The sequence below is a fragment of the Microbacterium sp. IO18 genome (genome assembly GCF_049099505.1).
Lineage (GTDB): Bacteria > Actinomycetota > Actinomycetes > Actinomycetales > Microbacteriaceae > Microbacterium > Microbacterium aurugineum.
Window position 1 is genome coordinate 533,091 of the sequence record NZ_JBMJAF010000001.1, and the last position, 12,362, is coordinate 545,452.

The window sequence follows — 12,362 nt, forward strand, 5'->3', positions numbered from 1 at the left end:
CCCTGGGAGTACAGCTGTGCCTGGAGAGAACCTCACCCGTATCGAAGCGCAGGAGCGCCGCGATGTCATCGACACGCAGTCCTATGAAGTCGCCCTCGATCTGACAAAGGGCGCCGAGGTCTTCGGCTCTCGCAGTGTCGTGCGCTTCACCGCGACGCCCGAGAGCTTCACCTTCATCGATCTCATCGCCCGGGATGTGCGCGAGATCTCCCTCAACGGCGAGCAGCTCGACCCGAGCGAGGTCTTCGCCGACTCGCGCATCGCGCTCACGGGGCTCCAGGCGGAGAACGTCCTCGTGGTCGATGCCGATTGCCTCTACACGAACACCGGGGAGGGCCTGCACCGCTTCGTCGATCCCGTCGATGGGGAGGTCTACCTCTACTCGCAGTTCGAGGTCCCCGATTCACGTCGTGTGTTCGCGGTCTTCGAGCAGCCCGACCTCAAGGCGACCTTCCAGTTCACCGTCACCGCTCCGGCGGCGTGGAAGGTCATCTCCAACTCCCCCACGCCGGAAGCCATCGTGCACGACGACGACGTCACCGCGACCTGGGGCTTCGAGCCGACCCCTCGGATCTCGTCCTACATCACCGCCCTCGTCGCCGGGCCCTACGAGTCGACCTTCTCGGAGCTCACGAGTGCGTCCGGCCGCGTCATCCCGCTGGGCGTGTACGGCCGCAAGAGCCTGTGGCAGCATCTCGACGCCGACTACATCTTCGACAAGACCCGCGAGGGCTTCGCCTACTTCGAATCGAAGTTCGGCGTCCCGTACCCGTTCGCCAAGTACGACCAGCTGTTCGTGCCGGAGTTCAACGCCGGCGCGATGGAGAACGCGGGAGCGGTCACGTTCACCGAGACCTACGTGTTCCGCAGCAAGGTGACCGACGCCGTCAAGGAGCGCCGGGTCGTGACGATCCTCCACGAACTCGCGCACATGTGGTTCGGGGACCTCGTCACCATGAAGTGGTGGAACGACCTCTGGCTCAACGAGTCCTTCGCCGAATGGGCCTCGACCATCGCGACGGCCGAGGCCACCGAGTGGACCGAGGCATGGACGACTTTCAACGCCATGGAGAAGACCTGGGCGTACCGCCAGGACCAGCTTCCTTCGACGCACCCGATCGTCGCCGAGATCAACGACCTGGAAGACGTGCAGGTCAACTTCGACGGCATCACCTACGCCAAGGGCGGCTCCGTGCTCAAGCAGCTCGCCGCCTGGGTGGGCATCGAGGCCTTCTTCGCCGGGGTATCCCAGTACTTCCAGAAGCACTCCTGGGGCAACACCGAGCTGAGCGACCTGCTGTCGGAGCTCGAAGCCACGAGCGGCCGCGATCTGAGCACGTGGTCGAAGAAGTGGCTCGAGACCGCCGGCGTCAACACGCTCGAGCCGGTCATCGCCGAGGGTGACGACGGCACGATCTCGCGCTTCGCCATCACCCAGACCGCGCCCGCGGACTACCCGACGATCCGTCCTCACCGCCTCGGTATCGGCTTCTACACGCTGACCGACGGCTCGCTCACCCGCACGCATCACCTCGAGGTCGATGTCGACGGGGACCGCACCGAAGTGCCCGAGCTGCACGGCCTCGCCCGACCGGACCTCGTCCTCCTGAACGACAACGACCTCGCTTACGCGAAGATCCGTCTCGACGAGAAGTCGCTCGCGACGGCGATCGCGCACCTGGCGGACATCCACGACCCCCTCGCACGTTCGCTCGTGTGGGGTGCCGCCTGGGACCAGACCCGCGACGCCGAGACCGGTGCATCGGAGTACATCGACCTCGTGCTCGGCAACATCGGCCGCGAGACCGAGTCGACCACCGTGCGCACCACGCTCGCTCAGCTCCGCTCCGCCGCGACGCTGTACGTCGCGCCCGCTGATCGCGAGGCTGCCCGCCTCAAGGTCGCCGACGGCCTGTGGAGCCTCGCGGAGGCGGCGGAGCCCGGCAGCGACAGCCAGCTGCAGTTCGTCACCGCGTTCGCGAACGCCCTGGTCACCCCGGAGCACGCAGGCATCGTCGGACGACTGCGATCCGGAGAGGACACCCTGCCCGGATTGGAGGTCGACGCCGACCTGAACTGGCAGCTCCTCGTCGGCCTCGCCACGATCGGTGCCACGGATGCCGCGACGATCGATGCCGCCCTCGCTTCGGACAACACGGCCAAGGGCGGAGAGTTCGCCGCGCAGGCACGCGCTTCCCTTCCCGACTCGGCGTCCAAGAAGGCGGCGTGGGCATCGCTGATCGAGCGTGACGACGCTCCGAACACGATCGTCCGCTCTGCGGCGCTCGGGTTCACGCATCCGGCAGGTACGGCGGTGCTCGCCGAATTCGTCCCCGCGTACTTCGACATGCTGCTTCCGGTGTGGGAGTCGCGCAGCTATCAGATCGCGCAGTACCTGATCGTCGGGCTCTTCCCGACGGCGCTGGCCGACATCGCGCTGCGCGACGCGACCCGCGCCTGGCTCTCCGCCCACCAGGACGCGGCGCCGGCTCTGCGCCGACTCGTGCTCGAGAACCTGGCGGATGTGGAGCGCGCGCTGGCCGCGCAGGCGCGCGACGCCGAGGACTGATCCCCGACGCATCCGAAACGGAGACCATCCGTCCTGCACTCGGCGTGTCGCTCACCGACACGGCGACAGGGGGACGGATGGTCTCCGTTTTCGTCTGGCGCGCGCACCCAGCCCGCGCAGAGCCCCGATCGCTAGGATCGTGACTGATGATCCTCCCCTTCGCCGACACCGACTCACCCGCGGAGACGCCCCTCCCCGATGGGGTGGAAGCGTTGCTCGCCTGGCTGACGCAGGTCGGCAAGAACGCGCTCACCGTCGCGCTCATCATCGGCAGCTGCATCGTGATCGGCCTGGTGCTCCGTCTCATCATCCGACGGGTCGTGCGTCGCATCGTCGACAGCGCCAAGAACAAGGCCTCGGTCGACGACACGCAAGCACTCGAGCGCTCGCCGCTCGCAGACATGCGACTGGTGCAGCGCACCAGGACACTCGGCACGATCCTGCAGAACATCGTCAACGTGATGCTGGTCGTCATCGCGATCGTGCTCATCGTCAATGCACTGAACTCGTCGCTCCTCGGCTCCCTGACGCTCCTCACGGCCGCCGTCGGTGCCGGATTGGGCTTCGGCGCCCAGAACATCGTGAAAGACGTGCTCAACGGCATGTTCATCGTGGCCGAAGACCAGATCGGCATCGGTGACGTGGTCGACCTCGGCCTGGCGAGCGGGGTCGTGGAGTACGTCAGCGTGCGCATCACCCAGGTGCGCGACGTCAACGGGACCCTCTGGTACGTGCGAAACGGAGAGGTCACCCGCATCGGGAACATGTCTCAGGGCTGGGCGCGATCGATCATCGACATCGGTGTTCCTGCAGACTCCGACCTCGACCTGGTCGAACACACCATGCTGGAGACGGCACAGGGACTCGCGAAAGACCCGAAGTGGCGCACCCGCATCATCGAGAAGCCGGAGCTGTGGGGCCTCGAATCCATCGACGGCGACGCGCTCGTCATCCGCATCGTGATCAAGGCCCGAGCCAATGCGAAGGACGATGTGGCGCAAGAACTGCGCCGCCGCCTGCGCGCGGCCCTCCTCGAGAAGGAGATCAGCGTCCCGCGGATGGCCGACGTCGTCCCCACCGGCCTCGACGGCGCACGCCGGGTGCGAGGCGCGAATCCGCCCAAGACGCGCCCGAACGCCGTCACCGGCGTTCCCGTCATCCCCGATCGCGGGATCTGGCGGCGCAAGAAGCCCACCGATGACGGGAGTACCCAGAAGTGACGTTCTACGACGAGGTCGGCGGTCACGAGACCTTCCGCAGGATCGTCTCCGTGTTCTACCGCGAGGTCGCACTCGATCCCGTGCTGAAGCCGATGTACCCCGAGGAGGATCTGGGGCCCGCAGAGGATCGGCTCCGCCTCTTCCTCGAGCAGTACTGGGGCGGACCGACGACCTACGGGGAGACCCGCGGGCATCCCCGGCTCCGGATGCGCCACATGCCGTTCCACATCGACCCGGACGCCCGGGATCGTTGGCTTCGTCATATGAGGACCGCCGTCGACGAGGCGCAGTTGTCCCCCCTGCACGAATCGACGTTGTGGGACTACCTGGAGCGCGCCGCCTATGCCATGGTGAACACATTCGAGCCGTCGGGCATCGGCGCCGCAGCGGGCGACCGTCCCACACTCGAGACCCGCTCACGTCAGGAATCAACGGAGAACTCATGACGACAACGCCCCTGTCCACGGATGTCCTGGTGATCGGATGGGGGTTGTCCGGCCTCGTCGCCGCCGCAGAGGCGCTGGATGCGGGGCGGCGTGTCATCCTGATCGATCAGGAGCCGCGCACCAATCTGGGCGGTCAGGCATGGTGGTCTTTCGGCGGCCTGTTCTTCATCGACTCCCCCGAGCAGAGGCGTCTCGGTATCAAGGACTCGCTCGAGCTCGCGACGCAGGACTGGTTCGGCAATGCCGCCTTCGACCGCCCGGAGGATGAATGGCCACGGCGCTGGGCCGAGGCATACCTGCAGTTCGCGGCCGGTGAGAAGCGCTCCTGGCTGCGTGAACGCGGCGTCGGCTTCTTCCCGGTCGTGGGGTGGGCGGAACGAGGCGGATACGGCGCGATCGGCCCGGGTAACTCCGTGCCACGGTTCCACATCACGTGGGGAACCGGACCCGGGATCGTGGCACCGTTCGCCGCTGCCGTGGAACAGGGCGAACGTGAGGGGCGCCTGACCGTGCTTCCTCGACACCGCGTGTCGGAACTGATCGTGACGGACGGCACGGTGACGGGTGCGCGCGGCAGCATCCTCGCATCGAGCGGTGCGGAGCGGGGTGAGCCGACCACCCGCGAGGTCATCAGGGAGTTCGAGATCTCAGCGGGTGCCACGATCGTCTCCTCGGGCGGCATCGGTGGCAACCACGACCTCGTCCGCGCCGCGTGGCCGTCGAGGCTCGGCGCGCCGCCCGCGCACATGCTCTCCGGCGTGCCGGCCTACGTCGATGGATCGATGCACGGCGTGAGCGAAGCGGCGGGCGCGCGGCTGATCAACGGTGACCGGATGTGGCACTACGTCGAAGGCATCACGAACTGGGACCCGGTGTGGCCCTCTCACGGCATCCGCATCCTCCCGGGGCCCTCGTCGCTCTGGTTGGATGCCACCGGACGCCGTCTGCCGGTTCCGCTGTACCCGGGTTTCGACACCTTGGGCACCCTCGAGCATCTGCGCTCGACAGGGCACGACCACTCCTGGTTCGTCACGTCGCGGCAGATCGTCGAGAAGGAGTTCGCGCTGTCCGGGAGCGAGCAGAACCCCGACCTGACAGGCAAGGATGTCGGGCTGCTGCTCCGATCACGGCTCGCGAAGGGTCCGACAGGTCCCGTGCAGTCATTCCTCGACGAGGGCGAGGACTTCATCGTCGAGAACGATCTCGAATCACTCCTGGAGCAGATGCAGCGCCATCCCGGCGGAGAGCTGCTCGACATCGACGCCGTGCGCAAGGAGGTGGTCGCCCGGGATCGTGAGGTCGAGAACGACTTCACCAAGGACGCACAGATCGCGATGCTGCGGTCCATGCGGAACTATCGCGGCGACAAGCTCATCCGCACCGCCGCACCTCATCGACTGCAAGAGCGCAGCGCCGGCCCGCTCATCGCAGTGAAGCTGCACGTCCTCACGCGGAAGTCGCTCGGCGGCATCAACACCGATCTCGACGGTCGCGCATTGAACGCTCAGGGCGCACCGATCCCCGGGTTGTTCGCCGCAGGCGAGGCGAGTGGCTTCGGCGGAGGCGGGGTCCATGGCTATCGTGCACTCGAAGGCACGTTCCTGGGCGGCTGTCTCTTCAGCGGTCGTGCAGCCGGACGTGCGGCCGCAGCCGGGAGCTGATCCTCGGGTCTGCCGCGCGTGTCGCCGTCGACGTCTCAGCCTGCGGAGCCCGTGTCGCGGACGCCCGTGAGTCCGGAGGCGATCGGCCCTCGCACCAGGACATGACCGCGGCGGAAGGACAGCCGGGTCCACCGACCGGACCGGGTGACGGGCACCTGTTCGTCCCCGGAGATGAAACCCATGGCGTCGGCGGCGAAGGCGATGCCACGCGGCAGTCCGCCCAGCTCCTCATCCGGTTCCCCCCAGATCGCTGCGCGAAGCGCCCGGACGGCTTCCTCGCCCGATCCTGCACCCGCGCCCCGAGCCACCGCGGAGATCCCCCACTGCGCGCGCTGCGCAATGGTCAAGGCCCGGAGCGCGGAGGCCTGCTCCCATCCGGAGCGGGGCGGTGCGACGCCGGCCCACGCGGGCGATAGTCCCGTGTCCGGGAACGCGAGCTGGGCCTGCTCGTCCGTCGTGGTGAGCTGATCCACGACGACATCGCAGCGGAGTTCAGGGTCAGCATGCACGATACGCATGGCGAGGATCGTCGGAGTCTGGTCGAAGAGACCGTGCGGCGCCAGCGCGGCGGTGGTCAGCGCGAGGACGCCGTTCGCTGCCTGCAGCCGCACCCCGTCGTCCGTGATCCGGGTCGCTCGACCGACGAAAGTGAGGACATCCTTCGCGGTGTCCGGGTCGGCGAGGAGGAGGTGATGCGGCACGCGTTCTAAACTACCAACGGAGCGGCGTGTGCGGTCGCGGGGAAGGAACATATGAGCGCGGAGGACCATGCCGTCCGGACCGTCGAGCGGCTGCGTGAGATCCTCGATCTCGATGCGACGCAGGCTCGGACCACGGAGGACATCTTCACGGGTTCGTCGCATCCCATGCCGAGCGGACGCATCTACGGCGGTCAAGTCCTCGCGCAAGCGCTCCTCGCCGCCGAACGCACACTTCCCGAAGACCGGGCTGTGCACTCGATGCACGGCTATTTCCTGCGCCCCGGCGACGCGAGTCAGGGAATCACGATCGCCGTCGATCGGATCCACGACGGCCGTTCCTTCTCGACCCGGAGGGCGCAGGCCTATCAGAACGGTGTGCCGATCTTCTCGATGATCGCGTCGTTCCAAGACGGTGATCCCGGCGTGGAGCACGCCGAGCCGATGCCGGAGGGCATCCCTTCCCCGGAGGAGCTCACGCCGGACGAGGAGCGCGTTCACGGCCTTCCCGAGGGCACCACGCGCATGTTGAGCGAACGCGCTGCCGACATCCGGCACGTCGACTCTCCGCTGTATCTGCCGAGTGACGACCAGCGTGTCGCGCGCCAGGCGGTGTGGATGCGTCTGCGTGCACCACTCCCCGACGATCAGCGCCTGCACCGCGCCGCGCTCGCCTACCTCAGCGACATGACGATCCAGGAGTCGATCCTCCGCGCGCACGGCGTGTACTGGGCGTTGCCCGGGTTGAAGGTCGCGAGCCTGGACCACGCGATGTGGTGGCACCGTCCCGCCCGTGTGGATGAGTGGCTGCTGTATGTCCAGGAGTCCCCGAACGCCCGGGGCGGCCGCGGGCTCGCCACCGGACGGATCTACACACGCGATGGTTCTCTTGCGGCGAGCGTCGCGCAGGAGATCATGATTCGCGTCCCTGAAGACGCCGCCTGACGCCGCACCGGTCTCGCGCTGTTCCGCAGGCCTCAGCGGTGGGAGTACTCGATAGATGCACCCACGTAGGGCTCCCAGGCGTCACGCATCTCCGGGGTGAGCCGGGTCGGGCGCCCGGTCTGCGCATCGACGAGCACGATGATCGCGGTCGACCGCGCGTAGATCTGACGGGGCGCGGCGGTGGGGTCGTTGTGGACTTCGTAGCAGACTTCGACGCTGGAGCCGCCGAGCTTGCCGAACCACATCTGGACTTCGAGAGGTCGGCGCTGATACGGCACCGGTGCGAGATACTCGATCTCCTGGCGGGCGATGAGGGTCAGGATGCCCTCGTCGATGCCGGAATCGAGCACCGCCGTGGACGGCGCCTCTTCGCCGGGGCCCGCCCGCCAGAATGCCCGCACGCGAGCCTCCTCGAGCAGTTTCAGCATCGAGGTGTTGTTCACGTGGTTGAAGGCGTCCAGATCTCCCCAGCGAAGGTGGATCGGGATGTGCAGGCGGGTCCCCGGCGACGTAGACATCGCGGTCTCAGTCGCGCGTCAGCTTGCGGTGCGTCGACCGGTGCGGCTTCGCGGCGTCCGGTCCGAGGCGCTCGATCTTGTTCTCCTCATAGGCCTCGAAATTGCCCTCGAACCAGTACCACTGGTCGGGCTTCTCGTCGGTGCCCTCGTACGCCAGGATGTGCGTCGCGATGCGGTCGAGGAACCACCGGTCGTGAGTGATCACCACGGCGCATCCGGGGAACTCGAGCAGAGCGTTCTCGAGCGAGCTCAGCGTCTCGACGTCGAGGTCGTTGGTCGGCTCGTCGAGCAGCAGCAGGTTGCCACCTTCCTTGAGCGTCAGAGCGAGGTTCAGACGGTTGCGCTCACCGCCAGAGAGAACGCCGGCCTTCTTCTGCTGATCGGGCCCCTTGAAGCCGAACTTCGAGACGTAGGCACGCGAAGGGATCTCCGTCTTGCCGACGGTGATGAAGTCCAGGCCGTCGGAAACGACCTCCCACAGCGTCTTGTTCGGATCGATGTTGGCGCGAGACTGGTCGACGTAGCTGATCTTGACCGTCTCACCGATCTTCAGGTCACCACCGTCGAGCGGCTCGAGTCCCACGATCGTCTTGAAGAGCGTGGTCTTTCCCACACCGTTCGGTCCGATCACGCCGACGATGCCGTTCGGCGGAAGGCTGAAGCTCAGCCCGTCGATGAGTGAACGCCCGTCGAATCCCTTCTTGAGGTTCTTCGCCTCGATGACGACCGTGCCGAGACGCGGACCCGCCGGGATCTGGATCTCCTCGAAGTCGAGCTTTCTGGTGCGCTCCGCCTCCGAGGCCATCTCCTCGTAGCGAGCAAGGCGAGCCTTCGACTTGGTCTGACGGCCCTTGGCGCTGGACCGCACCCACTCCAGCTCCTCCTTGAGGCGCTTGGCGAGCTTCGCGTCCTTCTTGCCCTGGATCTCGAGGCGCTCGCCCTTCTTCTCCAGGTAGGTCGAGTAGTTGCCCTCGTAGCCGATGAGACGACCGCGGTCGACCTCGGCGATCCACTCGGCGACGTGGTCCAGGAAGTACCGGTCGTGGGTGATCGCGATCACCGCGCCCTTGTACGCCTGCAGGTGCTGCTCGAGCCAGAGCACGCTCTCGGCATCGAGGTGGTTCGTGGGCTCGTCGAGGAGCAGGAGGTCGGGCTTCTGCAGGAGCAGCTTCGCCAGCGCGACACGGCGCTTCTCACCACCGGAGAGCGGGGCGATCGCGGCGTCGGCGGGAGGAGTGCGCAGCGCATCCATAGCCTGATCGAGCTGGGAGTCGAGGTCCCACCCGTCGGCGGCATCGATCTCTTCCTGCAAGGTGCCCATCTCGGCGAGGAGGGCATCGAAGTCGGCGTCGGGCTCGGCCATCAGCGCGGAGATCTCGTTGAACCGGTCGAGCTTCGCCTTGATGGCGATCCCGTCCTGGATGTTCTCGATCACCGTCTTCGACTCGTCGAGTTCCGGCTCCTGCATCAGAATGCCCACCGAATAACCCGGGGAGAGCTTCGCCTCACCGTTCGAGGGGGTGTCGAGACCGGCCATGATCTTGAGGATCGTGGACTTTCCGGCGCCGTTCGGACCCACCATGCCGATCTTTGCTCCGGGCAGGAACGCCATGGTCACGTCGTCGAGGATGAGCTTCTCGCCCACCGCCTTGCGCGCACGCACCATCGAGTAGATGTACTCAGCCACCGAAAACCGCTCCTTCTGTTGGCGTCGAAGATCGACACCCCAGCCTACCGGCCCCTCGGCCCGTCACCAGTCGATCGGGCGCGTGGTGCCTACGAGACACCGCCCCTCGGCGAGTTGCGGCATCACGGTCGCGACGACCTGACCTGTGGACGGTCCGACCTGTCCGACCAGGCAGGCTTCATCACCCCACCGCACGGAGAACTGAAGGCTCTCCGCCGGATTGCCTACCGTCGTCTGGTCCTGAGTCACCTGCATGGCGTCGCGATCGAAGCCGGCCTCGACCAGGGCATCCACGTATGCGCGGCCGGAACCACGCTGATCGGTCGCCCACACGCGCTCAGCGACCGCCGTGAAGACAGGAAGGTTCTCTTCTGCCGTGCCATCGGGAACCAGTGCCGGTTCGGGAACGGGCGTGGGGCCCGCCGACACCTGTGCCGTCGGAGAGGCGGAAGGCTCAGGTGTCGGCGCGCAACCGGCGAACAGGAGGACGGCAGCGACCGAAGCCACCACGCCGGCCGTGCGCGCCGGTGAGAAGACCGTTCGACGAATCACGTGCCGAGTCTACGGCTCCTGTCGAAGCGCCTCGGTACGTCACGGAGATCCCGCGTCGTCGTGGGAGTCACGTGCGAGCTCACCGCACCGCTTCCGTCGTGGCGCTCGACTCCGTCCAGGAGAGATCGAGCGGAGTCATCTCCTCGCCGCCGACGGGCTCGTCGTCTCGAAGCTCTTCGGCCGGCGACATGGACCGGTCGCTGTGGACAGCGTGCAGGCCCGGCTCCGCAGTCGGGCGGGCGCGCGGTCGATACGCCGTCGTCCCCCAACGCAGATCGTGTCCGATCGCGTCGGCCTCGATATCGACACTCGTGCCGTGCTTGCCGTTGCTCTCCCACTCGCGGATCTTCAATCGTCCGGTGACGATCACGCTGTCGCCGGTGCGCAGTGAGGCCCTCACGTTCTCACCGAGCTGCCGGAACGCCGCGACGGAGAACCAGTTCGTCCCGGAATCCGTCCACTCCTGCGTCGCCGGGTCGAACCGCCGGTGGGTGCTCGCGAGACGGAAGTTCGTCACGGGTACACCGCCGCCCGTCTGGCCCTGCGTCGGATCTGTGGCGACTCTTCCCACGATGGTCAGCGTGTCGATCATGTCCTGTCCTTCCGGTGACCGGACGCGTGTCGTCCGGGTCTCCAGCCTGCATCCGCGACCACGACTCGATAGCTCGGAATCACGCGAAACGTGCACCGATCGCGTCCCGGGCCTGTCAGTGCAGAAAGGGCCGATCAGGCCGCGTGTCGGAGCGGAGATCGAATGTCGGAGGTCGGTCATATCTTCGAAGAGCGAAAGGAGTTCCGATGTCCGACAACCTGATCACTGCCCTCCCCGACGTTCCGTACGCAACGCCTCGGCTCTCTTCCAGCCGTGAGCACCTCGTGCGTGCCGCAGATCACCTCTGGCGCGTGCAGGATCGGAGGGAGCACGTCCTGGGGCATCTCAGGATCACGGCCGATCCGCTCGGGCTCCGGTATCGCGCCGAGCGCCTGCACCTGGCCACGGGCTCTTTTCGCGTCGTCGGCGAGTTCTGGAACGTGGACGACGCCGTTGCTGCGCTGCGCCACTCGTGAGACACGGACCACACCTGCCGACAACTCAGGCTGACGCAGTCGAAGTGCCCCCGGCAGGATTCGAACCTGCGACCAAGAGATTAGAAGGCTCCTGCTCTATCCCCTGAGCTACGGAGGCGCACGCGTATAGAGTATCGCGGTCGTGCGGCCTTGCACGAAGCCCGCCACGTCAGCGATGTCGGGCCCGTCGATAGGATGGCCGCATGGTAACTGCGTCCGAGAACGACCGTCTCGTATGGATCGACTGCGAGATGACGGGACTCGATCTGGCGGTCGATGAGCTCGTCGAGATAGCCGTCGTCATCACCGACTTCGAGCTCAACCCCGTCGATCCCGGCTTCCAGGTGGTGATTCGCCCCAGCGCGGACGCTCTCGCGCACATGAACGACTTCGTCACGAAGATGCATGAGACCTCGGGCCTGATCAATGAGATCGCCGGCGGTGTCTCCGTGGAGGAGGCCGAATCGCAGACCCTCGCCTACATCAAGCGCTTCGTGCCGCTGGAGCGCAAAGCGCCGCTCGCCGGCAACACGATCGGGACAGACCGGATGTTCCTCGCCAAGTACATGCCACAGGTCGACCAGTGGTTGCACTACCGGAACGTCGACGTGTCCAGCGTCAAAGAGCTCTCGCGACGCTGGTACCCGCGTGTGTTCTTCCAAGCGCCGACGAAAGACGGCGGGCACCGTGCGCTCGCTGACATCCTGGAGTCGATCCGAGAGCTCCGTTACTACCGCGAAGCGGTCTTCGTCGATGAGCCGGGACCGTCCAGCGACGAAGCACGAGAGATCTCGACCCGCACGGTGTCAGAGTTCACTCCGAACATGTAATAGACTCGTATGGTTGCCCGCTCCGGTGGGCGCATGGTGGGTATAGCTCAGCTGGTAGAGCGCTGGCTTGTGGTGCCGGATGTCGCGGGTTCGAGTCCCGTTACTCACCCTCAGGAAGAAGGCCCGGGTCGAATGACCCGGGCCTTCTTCGTCCCCTCGTGAACAAGC

At 66.5% G+C, this 12,362-nt stretch carries 12 protein-coding genes and 2 tRNA genes; 8 read left to right on the plus strand and 6 right to left on the minus strand.

Features of this window, described 5'->3' with window-relative positions; genetic code table 11:
• Positions 1-16: 16 nt before the first annotated feature.
• From pepN to ACLF6J_RS02670, 4 genes are all read left to right on the plus strand, one after another.
• Positions 17-2,569, plus strand: a complete 2,553-nt coding sequence (pepN, locus tag ACLF6J_RS02655; protein ID WP_134353687.1) for an aminopeptidase N — start codon at positions 17-19, stop codon at positions 2,567-2,569.
• 146 nt (positions 2,570-2,715) lie between these two features.
• The gene (locus tag ACLF6J_RS02660; RefSeq protein WP_134353686.1) at positions 2,716-3,789 is read left to right on the plus strand and encodes a mechanosensitive ion channel family protein; all 1,074 of its coding nucleotides are present in this window, start codon (positions 2,716-2,718) and stop codon (positions 3,787-3,789) included.
• Positions 3,786-4,235, plus strand: a complete 450-nt coding sequence (locus ACLF6J_RS02665; protein ID WP_131490984.1) for a globin — start codon at positions 3,786-3,788, stop codon at positions 4,233-4,235. The genes ACLF6J_RS02660 and ACLF6J_RS02665 overlap by 4 nt, the downstream gene beginning before the upstream one ends.
• On the plus strand, positions 4,232-5,896 hold the full coding sequence (locus ACLF6J_RS02670; protein WP_134353685.1) for an FAD-binding dehydrogenase: 1,665 nt from the start codon (positions 4,232-4,234) through the stop codon (positions 5,894-5,896). Before ACLF6J_RS02665 ends, ACLF6J_RS02670 begins: the two co-directional genes overlap by 4 nt.
• 35 nt (positions 5,897-5,931) lie before the next feature.
• Here the strand turns inward: ACLF6J_RS02670 and ACLF6J_RS02675 are convergent, their stop codons facing one another.
• Complete coding sequence (locus ACLF6J_RS02675; RefSeq protein WP_134353684.1) at positions 5,932-6,597, minus strand: hypothetical protein; 666 nt, start codon at positions 6,595-6,597, stop codon at positions 5,932-5,934.
• 51 nt (positions 6,598-6,648) lie between these two features.
• Here ACLF6J_RS02675 and ACLF6J_RS02680 point away from each other — a divergent pair, with 51 nt between their 5' ends.
• Positions 6,649-7,539, plus strand: coding sequence for an acyl-CoA thioesterase (locus ACLF6J_RS02680; RefSeq protein ID WP_134353683.1), 891 nt, complete (start codon positions 6,649-6,651; stop codon positions 7,537-7,539).
• A 32-nt stretch (positions 7,540-7,571) separates the two neighbouring features.
• Here the strand turns inward: ACLF6J_RS02680 and ACLF6J_RS02685 are convergent, their stop codons facing one another.
• From ACLF6J_RS02685 to ACLF6J_RS02700, 4 genes are all read right to left on the minus strand, one after another.
• A complete protein-coding gene (locus ACLF6J_RS02685) occupies positions 7,572-8,057 on the minus strand; it encodes an acyl-CoA thioesterase (RefSeq protein ID WP_131490980.1) in 486 nt (161 codons plus the stop codon).
• A gap of 7 nt (positions 8,058-8,064) precedes the next feature.
• Positions 8,065-9,744 carry an energy-dependent translational throttle protein EttA gene (gene ettA / locus ACLF6J_RS02690; RefSeq protein ID WP_047523319.1) on the minus strand — a complete coding sequence of 560 codons (1,680 nt, stop codon included), beginning with the start codon at positions 9,742-9,744 and terminating at the stop codon, positions 8,065-8,067.
• 63 nt (positions 9,745-9,807) lie between these two features.
• On the minus strand, positions 9,808-10,296 hold the full coding sequence (locus ACLF6J_RS02695; RefSeq protein ID WP_194239225.1) for a DUF6993 domain-containing protein: 489 nt from the start codon (positions 10,294-10,296) through the stop codon (positions 9,808-9,810).
• A gap of 79 nt (positions 10,297-10,375) precedes the next feature.
• The gene (locus ACLF6J_RS02700; RefSeq protein ID WP_134353682.1) at positions 10,376-10,888 is read right to left on the minus strand and encodes a single-stranded DNA-binding protein; all 513 of its coding nucleotides are present in this window, start codon (positions 10,886-10,888) and stop codon (positions 10,376-10,378) included.
• A 206-nt stretch (positions 10,889-11,094) separates the two neighbouring features.
• Between ACLF6J_RS02700 and ACLF6J_RS02705 the strand changes: the two genes are divergently transcribed.
• A complete protein-coding gene (locus ACLF6J_RS02705; protein WP_047523321.1) occupies positions 11,095-11,364 on the plus strand; it encodes a hypothetical protein in 270 nt (89 codons plus the stop codon).
• Between the two features lie 45 nt (positions 11,365-11,409).
• On the opposite strand, the gene ACLF6J_RS02710 is transcribed toward ACLF6J_RS02705, so the two are convergent.
• Positions 11,410-11,482: transfer RNA gene (locus ACLF6J_RS02710), tRNA-Arg, on the minus strand.
• Between the two features lie 85 nt (positions 11,483-11,567).
• Here ACLF6J_RS02710 and orn point away from each other — a divergent pair.
• Both orn and ACLF6J_RS02720 read left to right on the plus strand, forming a co-directional pair.
• Positions 11,568-12,194 carry an oligoribonuclease gene (orn, locus tag ACLF6J_RS02715; protein WP_131490977.1) on the plus strand — a complete coding sequence of 209 codons (627 nt, stop codon included), beginning with the start codon at positions 11,568-11,570 and terminating at the stop codon, positions 12,192-12,194.
• 36 nt (positions 12,195-12,230) lie between these two features.
• Positions 12,231-12,303: transfer RNA gene (locus ACLF6J_RS02720), tRNA-His, on the plus strand.
• The last annotated feature ends 59 nt before the right edge of the window (positions 12,304-12,362 follow it).